We start from the raw sequence: 22,987 nt of genomic DNA on the forward strand, positions 1-22,987 counted from the left end.
GAAGGCTCAAGCAGCGCTTCTAGAGCGATGAGGCGGAAAAGGCCAGCCGGCGCCTGCCGGCGGCGATCAAATGCCGCGCCCGCCGCGCGCGGGAACGCTGACATCGGCAAGCCTTGCGGCGTCCTCGTCCTGGTCGACCGCCACATACTGGCCGTGCCAATAGGCGAGCGCCGCATTGCGCGTCGAGTTCCTGACGTCCCGGACACGGCCGATGACGATGCCGTGCGAGTGCCGCTCGACGATCTCCTCGACCTCACAGTCGAACACCGACAACGCACCGACCAGCAGCGGGATTCCCGAGACTGATGTCACCCACTTGGCGCCCGCGAAGCGGTCGGCGCCCTTCAGCCCGCCCTTGCCGGCAAAGCGCTCGGCAATGTCGAGCTGGTCGGCATTGAGGATGTTTACCCCGAAGGCGCCATGGCGCTTGATCAGCGGAAAGGACGAGGCATCGCGGTTGATGCTGACCAGCAGGGTCGGCGGCTCGACCGACAGCGAGGTCACCGAGGTCACCGTCATGCCGGTGATGTCCTTGCCCCGCCCGGCGGTGATGACGCTGACGCCGCCGGTGAGGTGGCGCATGGCGCCGCGGAAATCGGCGGGCGAAACGGGGATTTCAGTCATGAGATCGCGGGGCACTACATTCATGGCATGGTCCCCGAGCGGGGTTCCCTCTCTATTTAGGTACGATCGTCCGCCGACAACAGGTGGCTCAGGATCGAGCCTTCGAGGCCCGCAAGCTCGGCTGAGCCGCGCTGGCGCGGCCGGGCCACGTTAACCACGACGTCGTGGGCAATGCGGCCCTCCTCGATGACCAGCACCCGGTCGGCCAGGGCGACGGCTTCGGCGACGTCGTGGGTGACCAGGATCGCGGTAAAGCCCTGGTCGCGCCAGACGCGCTCCAGAAGGCGCTGCATCGAGATGCGGGTCAGCGCGTCCAGCGCGCCGAGCGGCTCGTCGAAGGCGAGCACGCGCGGACGGGACACCAGCGCGCGGCCGAGCGCGACGCGCTGCTTCTGGCCGCCCGACAGCACCGACGGCCACTGGTCGCGCTTGTCGGCGAGGCCAACCTCGGTCAGCGCCTTCTCGGCGCGGGCATGCGCATCCTTCGAGGCGCGATCGCGGCCGAGACCGACCTCGACATTGGCGAGCACGCGGGCCCAGGGTAGCAGTCGCGGCTCCTGGAACATCACGCGGATGTCTTCGGGCTGGATATCCTGGCCGAAGCTGACGCTGCCGGCATCGATCTTGTCCAGGCCGGCGATCAGACGCAGCAGCGTGCTCTTGCCGCAGCCGCTTTTTCCCACGATCGCGACGAACTGACCCGCGGGGATGTGCAGATCGATGCCACGCAGCACCTCGTTGTCGCCGAAGGACTTTCGCAGGCCACGGATGCTGAGCGGCAGGCCGCTGGTATGAATCGGCCGCTCCTCGCGGACCACGCGGGCGTGGGGCGCGAAATTGGCGGGGCTGGCGAGCTCGGTCTCGGGAAGGGAGGTACGAAGCGCTGTCTGCATGTGATTCCCAGTATTTCTGCTCAACGTTTCTGGAAGGCGGGGTGCCAGAAGAGCGTCGCCCGCTCCAGCACGCGGGAGGCGCTGTCGGCGAGCTTGCCGAGCAGGGCGTAGATCAGGATCGAGAGCACCACGACGTCGATCAGCATGAACTCGCGCGCCTGCATTGCCATGTAGCCGAGGCCCGATGACGCTGCGATGGTCTCGGCCACGATCAGCGTCAGCCACATGATGCCGAGCGCGAAGCGGATGCCGACGAAGATCGAGGGCAGCGCGCCGGGGAAGATGACGCGGCGGAACAACTCGCCGTCGGTCATGCCGTAGATGCGGCCCATCTCGATCAGCTGCGGATCGACCGTGCGGATGCCGTGCAGCGTGTTGAGGTAGATCGGGAAGAACACGCCCAGCGCCACCAGGAACAGCTTGGCGCTCTCGTCGATGCCGAACCACAGGATGACCAGCGGGATCAGCGCCAGATGCGGCACGTTGCGCACCATCTGCAGCGTGGTGTCGGTGAGCTTGGCCGAGATCTGCGACAGGCCGTTGGCGAGCCCGAAGGCGAAGCCGATGCTGCCGCCGATCAGAAAGCCGATCGAGGCGCGCCAGAACGAGACCCAGATGTTGCGGACGAGTTCGCCGGAGAGCAGCAGCTTCCAGCCCGCCAGCGCGACGTCGCTCGGTGCCGGCAGCACGCGCGTCGGCACGAAGCCGGTGACGGAGGCGATTTGCCAGATCGCGATGATGGCAAGCGGCACGATCCACTGGACCAGGCCGTCGACCCGCGGCAGGCGGACGCTGCGAGGAAGAGAGATGCTGTCGATGAGGCTCATGATTGCGACACCCGATGCTGCGGACGGAAATCGCTGCCGACGGTCTCGCCGAAAGGACCGCCGTTGAAATGAAGCTTCGTCACGTTGCTGGGCTGCTCCAGCGAAAGCAGCGGGAACACCAGCTCGGCGAAGCGATAGGCTTCCTCCAGATGCGGGTAGCCCGACATGATGAACGTATCGATGCCGAGATCCTGATACTCCTTGATCCGCGCCGCGACGGTCTGGGCGTCACCGACCAGCGCCGTGCCGGCGCCGCCGCGGACGAGGCCGACACCGGCCCACAGGTTCGGGGCGATCTCGAGCTTGTCGCGCTTGCCGCCATGAAGCTGCGCCATGCGCTGCTGGCCGACGGAGTCCATGCGGGCAAAGTTCTTCTGCGCCAGCGCGATGGTGTCGTCGCTGACATGCTTGATCAATTCGTTGGCCGCGCGCCAGGCCTCGTCATTGGTCTCGCGGACGATCACGTGAAGGCGGATACCGAAGGAGAGTTTTCGGCCGCGCGCGGCGGCAACCTCCCTCACCTTGGCGATCTTCTCGGCAACCAGGGCCGGCGGTTCGCCCCAGGTCAGATATTTGTCGACGGTGTCGACGGCGACGTCGATGCCGGCATCCGACGAGCCGCCGAAATACAGCGGCGGACGCGGCGACTGCACGGGAGGAAACAGAAGCTTGCCGTCCTCGATGCGGATGTGCTTGCCCTCGACATTCACGGTCTTGCCGGCGAGCAGGTCGCTATAGACGTTGAGGAACTCGCGGGTGACCTCGTAGCGCTCGTCGTGAGCGAGGAAGACGCCATCGCCCTTGTTCTCGACGGGATCGCCGCCGGTGACGACGTTGACGAGAAGCCGGCCATTGGTGACACGGTCGAGCGTCGCGGTCATGCGCGCGGCGACGCTCGGCGATTGCAGGCCGGGGCGAACGGCGACGAGATAGCGCAGCCGCTCGGTGAACGGCGCGACGCTGGAAGCAACGATCCAGGAATCCTCGCAAGACCGTCCCGTCGGCAGCAGCACGCCGAAATAGCCGAGCTGGTCGGCGGCCTGCGCGATCTGGCGCAGATAGTTGAAATTGACCTCGCGGCCGCCGATGCCGGTACCGAGATAGCGGCCGTCGCCATGGGTCGGCAGGAACCAGAGGATGTTGGCGCTCGATTGGCTCATGGATGTGCCCCTAGCCGTAGGTCGTGCCGACGGCGGCGGCGACGATGCCGATCGACAGCACGATGGCTGCGATCACGCGTTGAACGATGCGCTTCATGTTCACACCTTTTGAAATGGGAAGATCGGTCGGCACGGTCAGGCTGCCGGGTTGCGCCAGACGATGTCGCGGATGACGATCGGCTTGGGGATCAGGCCGAGCTTGTAGAAGCGGTCGGCGACGGCCTGCTGGGTCACGACGATATCGTCGGTGACAGGACCGACGACGAAGTTCGCGCGATTGGCGGCGACGGTCTGGATGTCCAGCGGGACGCCGGTGATCGCCGCAAGCGATTTGGCCACTTCGTCGCGGTGCTGTTCGGCCCATTTGCCGGCCGCCGTCGTTACATCGACGATCTGCTGCAGGATGGCGCCATGGTTCTTCGCGAAATCGCGATTGGCGAGGTAGAAGGAGTTGGTCTTGGTGACCTCGCGCGCGTTGATCAGGATGCGGCCGTTCTGCTTGGTCTCGCCGATGGCGAAATACGGATCCCAGATCGCCCAGGCCTCGATGCTGCCATTGGCAAAGGCGGGGCCGGCGTCCGGCGGCGTCAGATAGACCGGCGTGATGTCGGCATAGGTGAGGCCGGCCTTCTCCAGCGTCTGCACCACGACGTTGTGCGCGCTGGAGCCCTTGGTGAAGCCGATGCGCTTGCCCTTCAAGTCGGCGATGGAGCGGATCGGCGAGTCCTTCGGCACCAGGATGCCCTGGCCGTTGGTGATGGGCTGGCCGGCGGCATAGACGATCGCCGCGCCCGCGGCCTGGGCGAACACCGGCGGGGAATCGCCGACCGCGCCAAAATCGACGCTGCCGACGTTCATCGCCTCCATCATCGGAGGCCCCGACGAGAACTCGATCCATTTCACCTCGATGCCTTGCGGCGTGAAATGTTTTTCCAGGGAAGCCTGCTGGCGCGTGATGACCAGCACGCCGGTCTTCTGGTAGCCGATACGAATTTCCTTCACGGCGCCCTGCGCGTTGGCGCGTGAGGCGAAGGCAGCGGCGGCCGCTGTTCCCATCGACAGTTTCAGAAAGTCTCGACGCAGCATTCCAAACTCCCGGCCACCCGCGGCCGTCATCATCCAGGTTTCGGGAATGATGGTGCGGGTTAGGAAAGCTGTCGAGACGCGCGGGAAAATAGCGATGCGCGCACTGCGCGTGTGGCGCAGCGCATGATTAATCTTTCAAGCGGCGGAGCGAATGAAGATGGAATTTTTCTGCACGCGAATGTGAGAGCTGCACGGATTCGGCCCAACGCTCCTGGGGCCGGAACATAAAATGCGAAAACAACCCCATGCACAGTAGCCGGGGCTTGCGAAAACAATGACTTGCGCATTATCCGAAATTTGTTTGACTCGTCGGGCAAAACAGGAGCAAAATGGCACCATGGCGGCGCTCGGGACGGAGGGTCCCGCCGGGCTAATGCCGCCACTTCACCGGCAAGTTCTGCAGACCTCGGAACGCCCAGCCGCCGATCCGCACCGGCTCGTCATCGGCGATCTCGAACCGTTTGGCGCGAGCGAACAATGTCGGCAGCGCGACGTCGGCGATCATCGCGCGCGAAGCGAAGGCGCCGGCGCAGAAATGCGGGCCGGCGCCGAAGGCGACGCTCCTGGTGGTGTCTCGCCTCACATCAAATTCGTCGGCGCGTTCAAAATGCTTCTCGTCGCGGTTGGCGGAGCCGAACATCAGGAACACGCGCTCGTCGAGCTCGAACGACACATCGCGGATGCTCCACGGCTTTGCGATGCGCCGCGGCGACATGCCGATCGGCGAGATCCAGCGGGCATATTCCTCGAAGGCCTGCAGCCAGCTCACTTCGCCGCGCAGGACCAGATCGAGCTGGTCGGGATGGGAGAGCAGCGCCCACACCGTGCCAGCAATCGCCTTGCGCGGCTCGTTCTGGCCGCCTGAGATCGCGAGCTTGACGTTGGCGCGCACGCTCTCCATCGGCATGCCCGAAGCGAGGAGCACGCCCAAAATGCTCTGGTCGGGATGCTTGCGCATCACCGGCAGGATGTCGTCGATCGCGGCATCGATGCCCGCCGTCGCGGCGTGGCAGCGCGCCTCGACCGCGGGATCGCCGGCGTAATTGGCGATGCCCTCGATCATTCCCTGCGACCACGCATCCATGTCCTCAAAGCCGATATTGGTGAGGCCGGTGATCGACTTCAGGCATTCGCCGGAGAACGGCAGCGCGAAGTCGCGCATGAAGTCGATCCGGCCCGGTCCGATGCCGTCGATGATGCGGTCGGCATGGGCCTGGAACAGCGCGGTCCAATGCGCCTTCACCGTCTTCGGCGACACCGTCGGAAACATCGCGCGACGCTCGACCTGATGCGCCTCGCCGTCCTTGCGCATCATGTTGTGGCCCATCAGCCGGTTCATCAGGCCGGCGGGCTGGTGCGAGGAGAACACGTCGATCTGCTTCTCGGAAATCGAGATGTCGTCGCGGCTAGTCAGCAGCGTCGAGCCGAGCTGCGGCACGAACGCGATCGGCGCCTCCTGGCGCATTTTCGCCAGCATCGGATAGGGATCGGCCCAGAATGTACCAGGGTCGATGTCGATGCGCGGCGCGGTGCTCAAGACGGCGGCCCCTGGATTCTCGTTTCCTCCTGGCCAGACTAGCGAAATCCGGCGCCGGCGTCTGTCCCCAGCGATTGGGACAGGCGGCATCAGCCCTGTCACCACAAGTCGGATGCTCGCCGCAAAGGCCAGCTGCACCCAGATTCGAGAGAGGCTTTTCTTGACACGCTGGTAATGAAGAGGAGCAGACGGTTCGATCAACCGAAGCGCGGCTTCAACGCGTTGCAGGATTCGCTCGGGATCATCCGATAGAAAACTTCCAATCCAAAGGCCATCGATCACGCGGCCGTTCGACAGCCACAGCTCGATTTTCTCGGTAAGCGAAGGTCTTTTCACCGAGGAGCCGCGAGACATGGTGGCCAACATCTCTTCCGACCAAGTTAGCAATCTCGAAACTGATACGGGGGCTCCACTTCGGCGGGTTTAACGAACTAATTCGAACTTATCGATTGTTTGGGCATGACCACTTCGTGGGCAACAGGCCGTGGCTGCCGAAATCGTCTCACGTGGATTCACAGATCGACGCGTTCGATGCTCCAGTCGATCAAGGGCAGTTTCGGCATCTCGCGTCCGTCGTCGACGCCGATCTCCACCTTGATCGTTCGTTCGAGCTTGTCACTCATTGCGGCGATCAGCAAAGCGTTGCCGGCCCTGTCCACGGCCAGGTTCTTCATCTCGTCAGGATCGTTATTCAGATCAAACAGTTCGACGTCGTTGTGCTTGTACAGCTCGTCCAGGCTTGCGGGACGATTGCGCTCTCCGGGAGCGAAATAGCGCGTGAACTTGTAGCGGCCGTCAAACATGGAACGCAGGCTGCCGCGCTTCTTCAGGTCAGGCTTGAACCCGTGCTTGAGGAGCTCCAACGCGGGTTTCTTGCCTGCAACGCGCGCATCCGAAACGACCTGCCACAAGGTGCTGTCATTGGCGCCAAGGCCGCTATACGTGAACAGGATCGCCTCGCGCAGCGCATGAACATCCGCCGCACCCGGGTTGGTCAGCAGGCTCGTCATGTCTTTCCCGGGCAAGGTGCGTCCGGCGATCTCGCCCGACTTGCTCGCGGGTATGCCGGCGACCGACAGCAGCGTCGGCACGACATCGATATGTCCCGTCAGCGCGTGGCATTCCTGTCCTCCGCGGACATCCGGATGCACCATGTAGAACGGGAGATGGATCGTCTCCTCGTAGGCGAACGGGCCTTTGCCGTGCAAACCATGCGCTCCCGCCATCTCTCCGTGATCGGAGGTGAAGCAGATGACGGTATTATCGGTCAGCCCGAGCGCATCCAGCTCCTGCAGGACCCGGTCGACCTGCAAATCAACAGAACGCGTGCAATTGACATAATAGTCGTGGAAGCGCCGCCAACGCTCCTCCTCGGGCGGAATATGGCCGAGCACGTAGTCCCAGATCTTCAGAAATTCGCCGTGAGCCTTCGGGCGCCCGGTTGCGTCCATGGGCTCCTTGATGTTCTTCGGCAGTGAGACGTCCCAGGTGGCCTTGAACATCTGGTGCTCGGGCGCGCGCGCCGCGTGCTTGATCAAGGCCCCGGTGTCCTGGACCTTTTCCCCGGGACGATCAGTATTGAAATACATGACGTCGTGCGGATTGACGAGGCTCACGAACAGGGCCCACGGCTTGCTGTCATCGGTCAGCGGACGTCCATGGCGGCGCAGCCAGGTGATCGCGCTGCTGGCAATCAACGGATCGAACTGATATCCGCCGAGCGTGTGACCGATGATGTCGCCGGCGGAGAAATAATCCGAGAAGCCGTATTCATCCATTTCCTTGGTGAACAGCCGGTCCGGATCCTCGCTGTCGAACTTGCGGTTCAGGTGCCATTTGCCCTTATAAGCCGTGTAGTAGCCGGCCTTCCGCAACATGTGGCCGATGGTCGGTATCTTGGTCGAGAGATTCTTGACCCATGGCACGTCGCAATTTTCGAACATCCGGTTGTCGGGTGTTTGAAGTCCGGTCAAGAGCACAGCACGCGAAGACGTGCACATCACCGCCGGACAATAGTGATGGTGAAAGGTTACGCCCGTTTTCTGCAGGCGCTCATGAGCGGGCAAGGACAGACCCGGAGCCCATTTCGTGCTGTAGCGCTCCTGGTCCGTGAAGATAAAGAGAATGTTGGGTCTGCCCTGGCTCGTCCGCTTGCGCGGCAATTCAGGCGACGTTTCCGCCTGCGCCGTCCGCAGCGCGGAATCCAACGTCGTGCCCCCCATGGCCGCCGCTGCCGCGCCGGCTAGCCCAAGAAATTCGCGTCTCGAACTCCCTCCGGATGCCGTGCCGTCGTCCTTCATCGCCGCCTCCAATAGAATTATTGCTACACGAGCTGAAAATCCTTCGATTATCTTCATCGGCGTATTGAATGGATCAGAGCTTAGATTGCCGCGCCACTCAAGTCGTCCAAGCCGGTACAATGGTGAGGCATCCGTCAGGCAGTCGTTTGAGACAACCAGTTGTCGGGACGCGGCCGGACTGCTCTACCGTGCTGCTTGATTGTGTCAGCCGCATTTGGTGCTCACCTTCGAGTGTGTGCTCATCGGGTGTGAACGTCGCCCTCAATCGATGCGCCCGGCACGCGCGAACACGGTCGGCAGCGCGACATCGGCGATCATAGCGCGAGGCGCAGTGGCGAAGCCGAACATCAGGAACACGCGCTCATCCGGCTCAAAAGATACGTCGCGGATGGTCCAGGGCTTTGCGATACGCCGCGGCGACATGCCGATCAGCGAGATCCAGCGGGCATATTCCTCGAACGCCTGGAGCCAGGTCACCTCACACTTGCGCACGAGATCGAGTTGCTCCGGATGGCTCAGCAGCGCCCAGACCGTGGCTGCGATCGCCTTGCAACTCAGATGGCAGCTCCGGCCAGCAAGAAAGCGCCGCCAAGCGCGACCATCACCAGTCCAGGCCAGTTCGATTTGACGCCGAAGCCGCTACCGGGCCTTTCAGGCTCCAGCGTGTCACGCCCGGAGCGAAGCCACTTCCCACCGCTGAATCGGCCTCGCCAAATGGGCTGATACGCCATTTGGAAGATGCCGCCGAAAACAAGGAGCACTCCAAGCCATATGAGAGTCATGCTCACCTCCTCTATCCGCGAACGCCGATAGATTGCTGCGCCGAGAACCGTGGTCCATTCAACGTCTGCCCGCTGCTCTCGGAATCAGACCGACCTTGAAAGCCGCCGGGCGGACCAGCGCGCTGCACGCAGGCTGGAGATCGCACTCACCGAAGCTCAGACTATGTCCAAGCGTCCTGCTTAGTCCTCGTCCGGCTCGCGCACGACCGCCGGTTCGTCGGTTTGGTTTTCTTCATCGTCTTGCTCGTCCTCCTCATCCTCTTCGTCGTCATCAGGATCTCGGGGCGGCATCGTGTTGGTCATGACCGCGAAGACATGCCGGTCGATCCCAGCAGTAACCAGCTCAGGAAGTAGGGTCATGTTGTTGCTCCTCGGATGTGACCCTGGGACACTCTACCCCTATTCGGCGGAGCAGACACGAAATTGGCTGCCGCCGCGGGCGAGGTCCGGTCATCTCTGTCAGACGAGCTAGAGACGCGTGTCCGAGTTCGTCGCATTCGGGTCACTCGCGTCGGCTTGCCCACGTCTCCCCACTGGGCGGTCTGGTCTCAGCCGCGGACACGCTGGACACGATGGCGATGTTCGCCTTCGGGTATCACGCCGGTCTGCCCCTGCGCGCCATTTTCGATCTGCGGCGACAAGCCGACGTTTTCCGCTCGCCGGCATGGTTTCAAACAGAGGCGCCCCGCCAACGGCCGGCTGGAGCCCGGCGATCACCTGTGCCGGGATAACCTCAGACCTCTCAAATAGTTGAAATATGGACATGTTTTCTGCCAGCCGTCCAGCCGGGCCATATCGGGAAAAAGTAGCAATTGAGTTCCCCTGAAGCGGGTTGGTATCAAGGCCCTGGACGAGCACGAAGCCTCATGCGGAAATGCACGTCGCGCGTCTGAAAGATCGGTCGAATCTGATGGGTCCATCGTGGCAATGACGGGCATCGATTTCGAGCACATTGTGGATCGCATCCACGAGGCTGCGACTGCTCCCGAGCTCTGGCCGGACGTTCTGGAAGACATCGCTCATGCCGCAGGTGCGCACGGCATGGTCATGATCACCACGGACTCCGATCAGTGGTCCGGCGTCTGGAATGGTGTCGTGACGTCGCCGTCGATCCGCGAGGCCTTCTCGGCGTTCCTGCATAGCGACCTCTCCAGCCGGACGGAGACGACCCCGCGACTCCTGGCGCTTGATCACCCCGGCTTCGTTGGCGAGCAGGAGGCGTTTTCGCCGGAGGAATGGGAGCGCGATCCATATCGGATGGAATGGAGCAAGAAGTGGGGCTTCGAGCACGCTTGCGCGACGGCGGTCCGCAGCCCTTCCGGTGAGATCATCGTCTTCCATATGGAAAGATTGGCCGGCCGCCCCGCCTTTTCGCGGCAAGACGTCGATTTTCTCGACCGGTTTCGCCCCCATCTCGCGCGGGCGGCTCTGCTGTCAACGCGCTGGCGTCTCACCCGGATGCGGGCGGCGACCGAGGCGTTGTCGCTGGTCGGTTTGCCGGCCCTCGCGATCACGCGCTCCGGACGGGTTCTGGCAGCGAACGCCCTGATCGAGGGCATGACGGACGTTCTGCACTGGTTGCCGAAGGACCGGATCGCCATAAAAGACCGCGCGGCCGACACGCTGCTGCGCGCCGGCCTGGCTCAACTGGATTCGCCGGACAAAGCCGTCTGCTCCTTCGCCGCGCGTCGCACAAGCGATCTTGATCGGGTGGTCCTTCATCTCGTTTCGATGCCGGGTGAAGCACGCGATCTGTTTGACGGGGCGGTTGGCCTTCTCATTGCGACGCCAGTCACCGCCTCCCAGGCGCCGAGCCTGGCGCTCATTCGTGGCCTGTTCGATCTCACCCCCAGCGAGGCGCGCGTTGCGCGCGGAATCGCGCAAGGACAGACGATCGGCGACATCGCGGCGCATCACGGACTAAGTCGCGAGACGATCCGCACGCAGATCAAGGCCGTCCTTGCCAAGACGGGAGCACGCAACCAGAAGAGCGCAGCTGCGCTCTTCGGTGCCATCCCCAGATTGCCGCTTAAGGACTGAGGCCAGACTTATCCAGCCAGACCGGATTTACCCTGGTACCGGCAAGCTCGCCTTCACCCAAATGGGTGAAGACACAGATCGGCCCTCCGGGTTCAACTCCGCCTCAGTTGGATGTCTGACGAGCGGCGGGGATGGTGGCACCGGAATTTCCGATTTTCGAAGTGACCCTGGCACAGCGCAGGCGGAGGAGTTGGAGCTGGAGCGTCTGCACCGTCCAAGGCGCGGTCGTGATGCAGGGCCGGGAATCCAGTCGACCCGCCGCAAAGTACCAGGCCGAAAGAGCGCTTTTCATGCTGCTGCTCACCGCGCCCTACCGGTCGCGGCTTTCCGTATAGCAAGGCGCTCGTTGAGGCTGCAGGGTTTGCCGGCGCCTAAAGCACGATGAGATTTGGATGAATCGTCATCGCGCTTTAGGTTGTTGTCTACGCATGATCTTTCCGGAAAACCGCTTCGCACTTTTCCGGATCATGCTCTAGTTCAGGCTGCGCGTGAGCAGACGCAGCACGATCGCAAACAGCTCGCTCTGCGAGGAGATGCCGAGCCGCTCATAGGCGCGCTTGCGGTAGGTCAGCGTCGAATGCAGGCTGATGCCGAGCGCTTGCGAGATCGCCTCGGAGCTGAAGCCTGCGAGGATGCGGCGGCAGACTTCCTGCTCGCGCGGCGTCAGCGCGGAGAGCGGCGCGCGCGTGGCGAACAACGCGGCGAGGTTCTGGTCGGGCGTCGCGGTCTCCGCCCGCTGGAAATGACGCGCGACGCTGGCCACGATCGCCGGCGCGATCGCTCCAAGCCGCTCGCGCTGCGCAGCGCTGAAACGGCCCTGCGCGGCGATGCGGTAGAAATTGACATAGAAGCAGGTGTCGCCGGTCCAGATCGCGGTCGCGCATTTGTCGACGATGCCGGAATCCTGGAAGAAGATCTTGCGGTAGCGCGCGCCGTACATGCGCGGCGCGAACGCCGGCAGCATGATCGGCGCGCCGCCCTCGCCTTCGAACAGCGCATCGCGGTTCGGATCGGATTCGTGAAACTGGCCGGCATAGGCCGCGCCGAGATCGCCGCCGATCGGGATATTGCCGGCATCGAGCAGGCAGTGTGCGGCACCGCCGCGGCTCAGCGAAAACACCATGCAATGACCGACGTCCGCCTGCCGGCGCAGCGTGTCGATCAGGATCTTTGGGAAATCGGAGCGGCCGATGGCGAGCACCGCGGACGTGACATCACCCGCCGACGGATTTGTGGGCACCGCCCGAGACCGCATTGTTTCCTCCGCAAGTCGTTTTGCGGGAGGATAGCAGCAAGGTGATTTTTGCGGAAGGCAGAGGGGCCTGTGTCTGCGGACACAGGCCCCGATCACGTTCCGGGAGTACGCAAGGGCGACGAGAAGCGTCAGGCAGGTCGGCTCCGGGGCATCAACGGAATTCGATACCCGGTCGATCGATTCCGATTCACCAGTCCAAGCCTACCTAGGTATGGCCCCTTCATACCCGTGCGCAATGGAGCCAAGCGAATGCCGATGCTACCAATAAATCCAGAGTGAAAAGCAACGGAACCGGGCCCGCGAGCCGGCAGTTGCGGAGCGGGGTCGGCGGCGTAACGCCCGCCGGCCTTTCTCGACCTTTAGGTTGTTTGTTTACGCATGATCTTTCCGGAAAACCGCTTCGCACTTTGCGCTAGCGCGGCCCTTCGGGTCCGGATCATGCTTTAGCGGCGCATTGCCGCTCAATTGGTGTCTACTGCCACGCTTGGCCGCAGAGAACACGCCATGAGAAACATCGCCGATCTCCTCATGCGGTTCTGGCAAGAGAGCCAGCCCGCATCCGATACTCAGGTTGCGGCTGTTGCCGAAAACCGGGATCGATCCAGCATGGCTGATTTTGTCCGGATCCTGCAGTCCTACGATCAAGACCAGCACGGCAGCAGTTAGGAGCTGCCGCGTCGGTTCGTGATGCGATTGTCCGAGCAAGACGAAGCTCGGGACTTGAGCTTCCGCGCGGCATGTTCAGCCCACCGGTCCCAATGTCCAATCGTCTCCTGAAAGCGGGCTGACTTTCACGTCCTTGATCACTCCGCGCTCCATGCTCGGATCGAAATGGCGCATCGTCCGCTCGTTGAGGTCGATGATGCGGCCGGGCCTGAGCGGTCCCACGTCATTGATCTTGACGATGACCTTCTTGCCGACGGCCTCGACGAGGGCATATGTCGGCCTCACACCGAATTGGACCCCTCCGAATTTCCGGCGCAGAGTCGTCTTGATGGCAGCCGTCCAGGCAGAGGGATCATAACGCTCTCCGGAGGCTGTGCGCGGACCGCCCTCCTCCTTGCCGGGCTTGAACGGATTGTAGGTGGATGCAGCGCCGACGACCGCATCCCCGGAAGCGGCATCGACGACGGCATTTGCGTGAAATTCACGCGATTCACTTCGGGCAACAGTGACAGAAACGGCAAGCGCAACCAGGGCGCCGCAGAATGCGGCGCTCGAGCGGAACAGCATCATAACTCCTGTGATTTTTTAGATCGCCGGTTCCCGACACCGCAAACAAGCACAAGCGAACGCGGACGCGTTCATGAAGCTTGCACCGGATTTTTACGGGTTCGTGCCAACCCCTTGGCTATGGAACCGATGTGCGAACCAGAGTGGTTCCCACGCAGTGTTTTACGTTGTCCCGACTAAGACAGAGAATGCGTCAGCAACATGACTTAACGAGCATCCTATTCTGCAGCGGTCTTCACTGGGGCGACATTGATCGCGAGCTTGCCGTAGCGATCCGTAAAAGCCCGGGTGTCGATCTCTTCCAGCTTGATTTCGCCGCTCATTACGCCCTGTTTCCACGCCGCCTGCGCCGGATCGTTCTGGAACTCCGGCATCACCTCGCGGCCGAACAGCTCGAGCGATTCGCAGATGTGCTCGTGGCTGTTCTTGCCGGCCTGGTTGAGCAGGATGACCTGGTCGATATGCGAAGCCTGGAAGCGCTTCAGCTTCTTTCGGATCGTCTCGGGCGAGCCGATCAGGCCGCCGCGCAGCGCGGCCTCCTGCGCTTCCGGATTGTCGCGCTTCCACTTGTTGTACTCGTCCCACATGTTGACGGTGTAGGGCGCGGGACGCTGGCGGTTCTGCGAGGCGCCGTAGTAGCGCAGCGCGAACTGGAAGAAGGTGGCGCCGTCGGCGCGCGCACGCGCCTCTTCATCCGTCTTCGCGCACATGAAGAACGAGACCAGCGCCACGTTCGGGTTGATCTCGTAGTCGGCAAGCTTGTGCAGGCGCTTGGTCATGGCATTGTAATAGGCGTGCACCCAGGCATGCGCAGCATCGGCGCTGACGAACTGGAAGCCGAGCGCGCCGAATCCATGACGGCCGGCGCGCTCGATGGTCGGCAGCTGCGAGCAGGCCATCCACAGCGGCGGATGCGGCTTCTGCACCGGCTTCGGCACGACGTTGCGCAGGGGAATGTCGAAATACTTGCCGTGGTGCTCGGCGCCTGCATCCCTGAACATCGGGAAGATCGCAGCGACGGCCTCCTCGAACACCTCCTTCTTGGTCTCCATGTCGCGGCCGAACGGCTCGAGCTCGGTGATGGACGCGCTCTCGCCCATGCCGAACTCGCAGCGCCCGTTGCTGAGCAGATCGAGCACCGCGACACGTTCGGCGACGCGCGCCGGGTGATTGGTGGTGAGCTGGAGGATGCCGTGGCCGAGGCGGATGTTCTTCGTGCGCTGGCTCGCGGCGGCCAGGAAGGATTCCGGCGAGGGCGAGTGGGAATATTCCTCGAGGAAGTGATGCTCGACGACCCAGGCGTGGTCGTAGCCGAGCCTGTCGGCGAGTTCCATCTGCGAGAGGGCATTCTGGTAGAGTCTGAGCTCGTCGCCGGCCACCCAGGGCCGCGGCAGCTGCAGCTCATAGAAGATGCCGAACTTCATGACGCCTCTCCCGCTTCTTGTTGTTGAGGTCATCTTAAAGTGTGAAGCGGAGCTGTCTACGCAGTCGCAATTCCGCGGCGCGGGAGAATGATTCCGAGCCTGGCATCGCCGCGCATGTCCGCCCTCGGCACTGCCGCTGCGACATCCGCGCAAGTCGACAGGTTGATCCAGATCAACGCCGCAACGGCCCGAATGCCTCAAATGTGCATCAAGGCAACGGCCCGGATGCCGTCCCGATTCCCCATCATTACCATCCCGAAGAGACCGAATATGTCGGCCCCTGACGACACGACGTCGCGCGTGCGCCGTAAGCGCATGGAGATTTTCGCTTTCCTGTTTCTGACCGCGGTCGTGATGCCCGTCCTCGCGGTCGGAACGGTCGGCTCCTACGGGCTCGGCGTCTGGATCTACCAGATGTTTGCCGGCCCTCCCGGCCCGCCGACCTCCGCGCATTGATCGTTCGAACAGCGAAAGACAGGCATCATGGCCCAAGCCACAGTCAACAGAACCGCACTCAACCGCCGTGCACTGATCACCGGCCGCGTGCTCAGCGCCGACCGCATCGTGCCGCCGCCGGGCGCCGAGATCGCCAGCATCATCGTGCAGGCGCGCCCCGAGCGGCTCGCCGAGGTCGAAGCCGAGATCACGGCGCTGCCCGGCTGCGAGATTCACGGCCGCGACCCGCGCGGCAAGCTCGTCGTCGTGACCGAAGCGCCCGATGCCGGCAGCCTCGGCACCATGCTCAACACCATCCAGTCGCTGCAACACGTCTATTCCGCGGCGCTGGTCTTCCACGCCATCGAAACCGCCTGAGTCAGGAAGAGCCATCATGACATCGCCGAAGCTCGACCGCCGCCAGATGCTGAAGCTCGAGGCCGCCGCGATCGCCGCGGCCGCCGCCGGCCTCCCGGCACCGGCGCTCGCCGCCAACCTCGCCGCCGAGCGCGAGGTGAGCGAATTGAAATGGGACAAGGCCGCCTGCCGCTTCTGCGGCACCGGCTGCTCGGTGATGGTCGCGACCAAGGACAACCGCGTCGTCGCCACGCACGGCGACATCAAGGCCGAGGTCAATCGCGGCCTCAACTGCGTCAAGGGCTACTTCCTCTCCAAGATCATGTACGGCCACGACCGCCTGACCCAGCCGATGCTGCGCAAGAGAGGCGGCAAGTACGACAAGAACGGCGACTTCACGCCCGTGTCCTGGACCGAAGCCTTCGACATCATGGAGCTGAAGTGGAAGGAGGCGATCAGGAAGCGCGGGCCGAACGGCGTCGCCATGTTCGGCTCCGGCCAGTGGACGATCTGGGAGGGCTATGCGGCGTCGAAGCTGTTCAAGGCCGGCTTCCGCACCAACAACATCGACCCCAATGCGCGGCACTGCATGGCCTCGGCCGTCGCCGGCATGATGCGCACCTTCGGCATCGACGAGCCGCCCGGCTGCTATGACGACATCGAGGCCACCGACGCCTTCGTGCTGTGGGGCTCCAACATGGCGGAGATGCACCCGATTCTGTGGACGCGCCTGACCGACCGCCGGCTGTCCGCGCCGCATGTCCGCGTCGCCGTGCTCTCCACCTTCGAGCACCGCTCGTTCGACCTCGCCGACATCGGCATGGTGTTCAAGCCGCAGACCGATCTCTACATCCTCAACGCCATCGCCAACCACATCATCAAGACCGGCCGCGTCAAAAAGGATTTTGTTGCCGCGCATACGGTGTTCAAGCGTGGCCAGACCGACATCGGCTATGGCCTGCGGCCCGAGCACCCGCTGCAGAAGAAGGCGACGGGCGCGGCGAAGCCAAACGACTCCACCGACATGAGCTATGACGAGTACGTCAAGTTCGTCTCGGAATACACGCTGGAGAAGGCCGCCGAGATGTCCGGCGTGCCGCTGAACCGGCTGGAAGCGCTCGCCGAGCTCTACGCCGATCCAAAAACAAAAGTGGTCTCGTTCTGGACCATGGGGTTCAACCAGCACACCCGCGGCGTCTGGTGCAACAACCTCGTCTACAACATCCACCTTCTGACCGGAAAGATCTCCGCGCCCGGCAACAGTCCGTTCTCGCTGACCGGCCAGCCCTCCGCCTGCGGCACCGCGCGCGAGGTCGGCACGTTCTCACACCGCCTGCCCGCCGACATGGTCGTGACCAACAAGGCGCATCGCGACCACGCCGAGCACATCTGGCAGCTGCCCGCGGGCACCATTCCCGACAAGCCCGGCGCGCACGCCGTGCTGCAGAGCCGGATGCTGAAGGACGGCCTGATCAACGCCTATTGGGTGCAGGTCAACAACAACCTCCAGGCCGGCCCCAACGCCAACGAGGAGACCTATCCGGGCTTCCGAAACCCCGACAATTTCATCGTGGTGTCGGATGCCTATCCGTCGGTGACGGCGCTCGCGGCCGATTTGATCCTGCCAACCGCGATGTGGGTGGAGAAGGAAGGCGCCTATGGCAATGCCGAGCGGCGCACCCAGTTCTGGCACCAGCTCGTCTCCGCGCCCGGCGAGTCGAAGTCGGATCTCTGGCAGCTCATGGAGTTCTCCAAGCGCTTCAAGATCGAGGAGGTCTGGCCCGAGGAGCTGATCGCCAAGAAGCCGGAATATCGCGGCAAGACGCTGTTCGACGTGCTCTACAGGAACGGCCAGGTCGACAAATTCCCTGTGACCGACATCGAGGCGGGCTATCTCAACGACGAGTCCAAGGCGTTCGGCTTCTACGTCCACAAGGGCCTGTTCGAGGAATACGCCAGCTTCGGCCGCGGCCATGGCCACGACCTCGCGCCGTTCGACGCCTATCACCGGGAGCGCGGCCTGCGCTGGCCGGTGGTCAACGGCCAGGAAACGAAGTGGCGTTTCCGCGAGGGCAGCGACCCCTATGTCAAGCAGGGCACCGACGTGCAGTTCTACGGCTATCCCGACGGCAAGGCGCGCATCTTCGCGCTGCCTTACGAGCCGCCGGCGGAATCCCCCGACAACGAATATCCCTACTGGCTCTCGACCGGCCGCGTGCTGGAGCACTGGCATTCCGGCACCATGACGCGCCGCGTGCCCGAGCTCTACAAGGCATTCCCCGAGGCGGTGTGCTTCATGCATCCGGACGACGCGCAGGACATGAAGCTGCGGCGCGGCGATGAGGTGAAGGTGGTCTCGCGCCGCGGCTTCATCCGCGCCCGCGTCGAGACGCGCGGCCGCGACCGGCCGCCGCGCGGCCTCGTGTTCGTGCCGTGGTTCGACGAATCCAAGCTGATCAACAAGGTGACGCTGGACGCCACCGATCCGATCTCGCTGCAAACCGATTTCAAGAAATGCGCCGTGCGCATCGAGCGGGTGAACGTGTCATGATGAAACGATTTGGTATCGCCCTGCTCGCGGTCGCGATTGCCGCCGGCGCGAGTTCGCTGACCGCGCAGACGGTGACTTCGGGGCTGCGCGGCGCCGCGCCGCTCAATGACGAGGGCCCGGCACCGCCGATGCTGCCCAACCGCAATACGTCCGAGAAGGAGGTGCGCAACTATCCGGAGCAGCCGCCCGTCATCCCGCACACGATCGACGGCTACCAGATCGACCTCAACGGCAACAAATGCCTGTCCTGCCACGCGCGGGCGCGCACCGCGGAATCGCAGGCGCCGATGGTGTCGATCACGCACTTCATGGACCGCGACGGCCAGTTCCTGGCCTCGATCTCGCCGCGCCGCTTCTTCTGCACCGAATGCCATGTGCCGCAGAACACGGCCAATCCGCCCGTCAGCAACGACTTCACCGACATCGACACGCTGCTGTCGCGCGCAAGCCCCGGTGGCCGCCGATGACGACGACTGCTGACGAGCCCAATGCAGAACTGAAAGCCAAGCGCGGCTTCATCGCGCGAAGCGGGGATTTCGTGCGCGAACTCTGGGGCGTGCTGACCCGGCCGAGCTCGGTGTTTGCGCTCGGCACGCTGGTGCTCGCGGGCTTCATGGCCGGCGTGATCTTCTGGGGCGGCTTCAACACCGCGCTGGAAATCACCAACACCGAGAAGTTCTGCACCGGCTGCCACGAGATGAAGGACAACGTCTTCGCCGAGCTGAAGTCGACCATCCACTTCACCAACCGCTCCGGCGTGCGCGCGACCTGCCCGGACTGCCACGTGCCGCACAACTGGACCGACAAGATCGCGCGCAAGATGCAGGCCTCCAAGGAGGTCTGGGGCAAGATCTTCGGCACGATCGACACGAGAGAGAAATTCCTTGACCACCGGCTCGAGCTCGCCGCGCATGAATGGGCGCGCTTCAAGGCCAATGATTCCCTGGAATGCCGCAACTGCCACAGCGCCGATTCCATGGACATCACCAAACAGTCGCCGCGGGCCTCGGTGGCGCACCAGCGCTTCCTGTTCACCAAGGAAAAGACCTGCATCGACTGCCACAAGGGCATCGCCCACCAGCTGCCCGACATGCGCGGCGTTCCCGGCTGGCAGTAGGGGCCGGCCTCTTCCTAGCGGCGTTTTGGCGAGGTCCGAGCAAGCGCCTCGTCCTTCGAGACGACCGCTTACGCGGTCTCCTCAGGATGAGGCTGAGTGGCGTCCTTGCCTGCCGAAACTGCCGCCGCGCACTCCGTCCTCATCCTGAGGGCCCGCCAAAGGCGGGTGTCTCGAAGGATGGGCCGCACGGAGACGGCCTCCCCGCGCTTGAACCGGCGGGGGGAATGGTTAGTTTTGGGGGTGGCGAATCGCGTCGTTTCGCACCTCTCAAGACAGACATGGCCACTTTCACCCCGCATCAGGATGCCGCTCTCAAGGCCGTCGGCGACTGGCTCAAAGCCAAACCCGGCCGCAACGGCACGCCGCCGGTCTTCCGCCTGTTCGGCTTTGCCGGCACCGGCAAGACCACGCTGGCGCGGCATATCGCCGAGGGTGTGGACGGCGAGGTGAAATTCGCCGCCTTCACCGGCAAGGCGGCCCTCGTCATGCGCAACAAGGGCTGCGACGAGGCCTCCACCATCCACTCGCTGATCTACCGCGCCCGCGAATCCGGCGAGGAGCAGCCGAGCTTCGAATTGTGGGACGACGCGCCGGCCTCGAAGGCCAAGCTGATCGTGATCGACGAATGCTCCATGGTCGATGCCGAGCTCGGCCGCGACCTGATGTCGTTCGACTGTCCGCTGCTGGTGCTGGGCGATCCCGCGCAGCTGCCGCCGATCCAGGGCGGCGGCTTCTTCACCAATTCAGAGCCCGACGCGATGCTGACCGAGGTGCACCGCCAGGCCCAGGACGATCCGATCGTGCGGATGTCGATGGACGTGCGCGAGGGCCGCGAGCTCGACATCGGCCGCTACGGCGAGAGCGAGGTGGTGTCGCGGAAAGAGCTCGACCCCGATCGCGTCATGGGCGCCGATCAGGTCCTGGTCGGGCGCAACAACACGCGACGCGCGTACAACATGCGGGTGCGCCAGCGCCAGAACATCGAGGATCAATTTCCCGTCGCCGGCGACAAGCTGGTGTGCCTGCGCAACAACCGCAAGAAGGGTCTGTTCAACGGCGGCCTGTGGCGCGTGAAGTCGCGCAACACCTCGCGCTCGAAATCGCGCATCCTCTCCATGCGGCTGTCACCGGACGAGGATTTCGGGCACAAGGTGACCAAGGTGTCCGTGCGCGCCGACTGCTTCGAGGGCGGCGTCGAGCAGATCGCCTGGGAGCAGCGCAAGCCTTACGACGAGTTCGACTACGGCTACGTGCTGACCGTGCACAAATCGCAGGGCTCGCAATGGGACGACGTCGTGTTGTTCGACGAGAGCTTTGCGTTTGGGGATAGCCGGGCACGGTGGCTGTATACGGGCATTACGCGCGCGGCGAAAAGGCTGAGTATCGTCGTTTAGAACTCCGCTGCCGTCGGGTGGGCAAAGGCGCAGCGCGCCGTGCCCACCATCTCTCTCCATAAGCAAATAAACGCGTGGGCACGCTTCCGCCTTCGCTCTTCGAGCTACGGCGGACAAGTCGCTTTGCCCACCCTGACGGCACCACTGCCTACCCTGTCATTCCGGGGCGATGCGAAGCATCGAACCCGGAATGACGAATTGAGTTGCTCAGCAACCCAATTCGTCACTTCCCCGCAACGAAATAGAAGTCCTCACGCCCCGGCGGCGAGCCATAGGTGAAGGGCTGCTGCTCGTGCCTGGTGGCGGCCCAGACGTCGTCGCGGATGATGTCGAACAGCTTTCTGATCTCGACGCGCGGCTCCCTGATCTCGCGGGCGAGCGCGGTGGCGAACGGGCTGTTGGCGCTGCCGTCGCCGTCCATCGCGGTCTCGCCGTGCTTGGCGGCGTAGACCACCATGAAGCCGGCGCCGGGCTCGATGTTGGAAAAGCCCTTGTCGACCAGCTTCAGCGACAAGGTGCGCTGCATGGTCGGCGCGAACGGATTGTCACGGCAGGCATCCAGGACCACCAGACGCATCTTTCGCGCGGCACCGACTGCGGCGATCACCTGCTCCAGCGCGACCGCCTGCGTCTCGGCGTCCCTGTCGGCGGCAAGCCTGGCATCGACCGGAACGAGATAGTTCACGCCGCCGATCTCAAAACCGTGGCCGGCGTAATAGACCACGGCCCAGTCGGCCTTCTCCGCTTCCTCCGCGAAGGCCTTCAGTGCGTCGAAGAACTTGTCGCGGGTGAGATCGCTGACGGAGATCACGGTCTGGAAGCCGACATCGCGCAGCACGCCTGCGATCAATTTCGAATCTCGCGGCGGATTGGGCAGAGCGTGGACGTTCTTGTAGGCGCCGTTGCCGATCACCAGCGCGACGCGGCGCCCGCCGGGCGCACCCGCCGGCGCTTGCGGCGTCAGCGCGGCGAGCCGCTCCTGCGCTATGGTGCGGGCGCGCGCGACATCGATCTCGTCGAACCTCGTCAGCGAGTAGGCCGCCGCGCGATAGTCGGCTCTAGCCTGGGCGAGATCCTTCTTGCGCTCGTAGATCTGGCCGCGGCCGGAATGGGCGCGGACATTGTTCGGGTTGATCTCGATCGCCGTGTTGTAGTCCTTCAGCGCGGCCTCGAGGTCGCCCTTCATCATGCTGACGTCGGCGCGGTTGTTGATCGCGTACACGTTCTTCGGCTGTCGCTCGATCAGGCCGTTGCAGTCGGCGAAGGCCTGCTCATACTTGCCCATCATGCCCCAGGTGATGCAGCGGTTGCTGGCGATCTGCGGCGCGGCCGGATCGATCTTCTCCGCTTCCGCAAAGTCGGCGATCGCGCCATTGAAATCCTTCATCAGCGTGCGCACGCGGGCACGATTGGTCCAGCCGAGCAGGAATTTCGGGGTGTATTTGATCGACAGGTTGAAATCGTCGAGCGCGCTTTGCAGCGCGCCCCGGCGCGCGTGGATGACGCCGCGATTGTTGTAGGGGACACCGTAGGTCGGCCGCTTCTGGAGCGCGAGGTTGTAGTCGGCCATCGCGAGATCGTCCTGGCCCTTGCGCTCATAGGCAAGGCCGCGCAGGTTGAGCGCAATGACGTAATCAGGATCGAGGTCGACGGCGATGGACAGGGTCTCGATGGCGTGGACGTAGTCGCGCTTGTTGATCAGGGTATTGCCGCGCACGGACAGCGCGATGGCCTTGTCCTTGCCGGTGAGGCGATCGGCGTTGAGCAGATTGTCGCAGGCCGGTGCGCGGGCCTGCATGTCCGCCTGGCGATCGCGGCAGATGGCGAGATCGTCGCTGACTTGATCTGCCGCGGCGAGCGCAACACTGGCAATCAGGGTAACGAGGGTCAGGGAAACGACGCGCAGCATGTTGTCAGGTCAGCTCCAGCCAGCACTTTTCCAGGTCTATCGTCGATGGCGCGGGTTCATCAC

General features: G+C 63.7%; 21 protein-coding genes and 1 pseudogene. 7 read left to right on the forward strand and 15 right to left on the reverse strand.

All coding sequences use genetic code 11. The features are described from left to right. Nucleotides 1-66: 66 nt before the first annotated feature. From GGD63_RS17235 to GGD63_RS17275, 10 genes and pseudogenes are all read right to left on the reverse strand, one after another. Nucleotides 67-648: a flavin reductase family protein gene (locus GGD63_RS17235; RefSeq protein ID WP_183243984.1), complete on the reverse strand. Its 582-nt coding sequence runs from the start codon at nt 646-648 to the stop codon at nt 67-69. A gap of 32 nt (nt 649-680) precedes the next feature. Next, the gene (locus GGD63_RS17240; protein WP_183243986.1) at nt 681-1,517 is read right to left on the reverse strand and encodes an ATP-binding cassette domain-containing protein; all 837 of its coding nucleotides are present in this window, start codon (nt 1,515-1,517) and stop codon (nt 681-683) included. A 20-nt stretch (nt 1,518-1,537) separates the two neighbouring features. Beyond that, a complete protein-coding gene (locus GGD63_RS17245) occupies nt 1,538-2,344 on the reverse strand; it encodes an ABC transporter permease subunit (protein WP_183243988.1) in 807 nt (268 codons plus the stop codon). After that, a complete protein-coding gene (gene ssuD, locus GGD63_RS17250) occupies nt 2,341-3,504 on the reverse strand; it encodes an FMNH2-dependent alkanesulfonate monooxygenase (RefSeq protein ID WP_183243990.1) in 1,164 nt (387 codons plus the stop codon). The genes GGD63_RS17245 and ssuD overlap by 4 nt, the downstream gene beginning before the upstream one ends. Before the next feature lie 10 nt (nt 3,505-3,514). After that, nucleotides 3,515-3,637, reverse strand: a complete 123-nt coding sequence (locus tag GGD63_RS40595; RefSeq protein WP_283811960.1) for a hypothetical protein — start codon at nt 3,635-3,637, stop codon at nt 3,515-3,517. 2 nt (nt 3,638-3,639) lie between these two features. After that, on the reverse strand, nt 3,640-4,590 hold the full coding sequence (locus GGD63_RS17255) for a sulfonate ABC transporter substrate-binding protein (RefSeq protein ID WP_183243993.1): 951 nt from the start codon (nt 4,588-4,590) through the stop codon (nt 3,640-3,642). 370 nt (nt 4,591-4,960) lie between these two features. Beyond that, a complete protein-coding gene (locus GGD63_RS17260) occupies nt 4,961-6,127 on the reverse strand; it encodes a cytochrome P450 (RefSeq protein ID WP_183243995.1) in 1,167 nt (388 codons plus the stop codon). Between the two features lie 512 nt (nt 6,128-6,639). Next, a complete protein-coding gene (locus GGD63_RS17265) occupies nt 6,640-8,427 on the reverse strand; it encodes a sulfatase-like hydrolase/transferase (RefSeq protein ID WP_183243997.1) in 1,788 nt (595 codons plus the stop codon). A gap of 264 nt (nt 8,428-8,691) precedes the next feature. Continuing rightward, nucleotides 8,692-8,976: pseudogene (locus GGD63_RS17270) on the reverse strand (cytochrome P450); the annotation flags it as partial. Nucleotides 8,977-9,389: 413 nt separating this feature from the next. Beyond that, on the reverse strand, nt 9,390-9,569 hold the full coding sequence (locus GGD63_RS17275) for a hypothetical protein (protein WP_183243999.1): 180 nt from the start codon (nt 9,567-9,569) through the stop codon (nt 9,390-9,392). A 567-nt stretch (nt 9,570-10,136) separates the two neighbouring features. Between GGD63_RS17275 and GGD63_RS17280 the strand changes: the two genes are divergently transcribed. Next, nucleotides 10,137-11,249, forward strand: a complete 1,113-nt coding sequence (locus GGD63_RS17280; protein ID WP_183244001.1) for a helix-turn-helix transcriptional regulator — start codon at nt 10,137-10,139, stop codon at nt 11,247-11,249. A 472-nt stretch (nt 11,250-11,721) separates the two neighbouring features. Here GGD63_RS17280 and GGD63_RS17285 read toward each other — a convergent pair whose 3' ends face one another. From GGD63_RS17285 to GGD63_RS17300, 4 genes are all read right to left on the reverse strand, one after another. Next, the gene (locus tag GGD63_RS17285) at nt 11,722-12,504 is read right to left on the reverse strand and encodes a LuxR C-terminal-related transcriptional regulator (RefSeq protein WP_183244003.1); all 783 of its coding nucleotides are present in this window, start codon (nt 12,502-12,504) and stop codon (nt 11,722-11,724) included. Between the two features lie 372 nt (nt 12,505-12,876). Beyond that, complete coding sequence (locus GGD63_RS17290) at nt 12,877-13,209, reverse strand: hypothetical protein (protein ID WP_183244006.1); 333 nt, start codon at nt 13,207-13,209, stop codon at nt 12,877-12,879. 36 nt (nt 13,210-13,245) lie between these two features. Next, complete coding sequence (locus tag GGD63_RS17295) at nt 13,246-13,740, reverse strand: septal ring lytic transglycosylase RlpA family protein (RefSeq protein ID WP_183244007.1); 495 nt, start codon at nt 13,738-13,740, stop codon at nt 13,246-13,248. A gap of 215 nt (nt 13,741-13,955) precedes the next feature. Further along, complete coding sequence (locus GGD63_RS17300; RefSeq protein WP_183244009.1) at nt 13,956-15,161, reverse strand: LLM class flavin-dependent oxidoreductase; 1,206 nt, start codon at nt 15,159-15,161, stop codon at nt 13,956-13,958. Between the two features lie 270 nt (nt 15,162-15,431). Between GGD63_RS17300 and napE the strand changes: the two genes are divergently transcribed. The 6 genes from napE to GGD63_RS17330 all read left to right on the forward strand — a co-directional run bounded on the left by napE (nt 15,432) and on the right by GGD63_RS17330 (nt 21,015). Then, on the forward strand, nt 15,432-15,617 hold the full coding sequence (gene napE, locus GGD63_RS17305; protein ID WP_018641487.1) for a periplasmic nitrate reductase, NapE protein: 186 nt from the start codon (nt 15,432-15,434) through the stop codon (nt 15,615-15,617). A gap of 27 nt (nt 15,618-15,644) precedes the next feature. Continuing rightward, nucleotides 15,645-15,974: a chaperone NapD gene (locus GGD63_RS17310; RefSeq protein WP_183244011.1), complete on the forward strand. Its 330-nt coding sequence runs from the start codon at nt 15,645-15,647 to the stop codon at nt 15,972-15,974. Between the two features lie 16 nt (nt 15,975-15,990). Next, nucleotides 15,991-18,504 (forward strand): nitrate reductase catalytic subunit NapA, encoded by a 2,514-nt coding sequence (napA, locus tag GGD63_RS17315; RefSeq protein WP_183244013.1) that lies wholly within the window; start codon nt 15,991-15,993, stop codon nt 18,502-18,504. Next, on the forward strand, nt 18,501-18,971 hold the full coding sequence (locus GGD63_RS17320; protein ID WP_026311763.1) for a nitrate reductase cytochrome c-type subunit: 471 nt from the start codon (nt 18,501-18,503) through the stop codon (nt 18,969-18,971). The genes napA and GGD63_RS17320 overlap by 4 nt, the downstream gene beginning before the upstream one ends. Beyond that, nucleotides 18,968-19,621: a NapC/NirT family cytochrome c gene (locus tag GGD63_RS17325; protein ID WP_246785529.1), complete on the forward strand. Its 654-nt coding sequence runs from the start codon at nt 18,968-18,970 to the stop codon at nt 19,619-19,621. The genes GGD63_RS17320 and GGD63_RS17325 overlap by 4 nt, the downstream gene beginning before the upstream one ends. A 278-nt stretch (nt 19,622-19,899) precedes the next feature. Continuing rightward, nucleotides 19,900-21,015, forward strand: coding sequence for an ATP-dependent RecD-like DNA helicase (locus GGD63_RS17330; protein ID WP_183244015.1), 1,116 nt, complete (start codon nt 19,900-19,902; stop codon nt 21,013-21,015). 223 nt (nt 21,016-21,238) lie between these two features. Here the strand turns inward: GGD63_RS17330 and GGD63_RS17335 are convergent, their stop codons facing one another. After that, nucleotides 21,239-22,924, reverse strand: a complete 1,686-nt coding sequence (locus GGD63_RS17335) for a caspase family protein (protein WP_183244017.1) — start codon at nt 22,922-22,924, stop codon at nt 21,239-21,241. Between the last annotated feature and the right edge of the window lie 63 nt (nt 22,925-22,987).

The organism is Bradyrhizobium sp. cir1 (assembly GCF_014198245.1).
Taxonomy (GTDB): domain Bacteria; phylum Pseudomonadota; class Alphaproteobacteria; order Rhizobiales; family Xanthobacteraceae; genus Bradyrhizobium.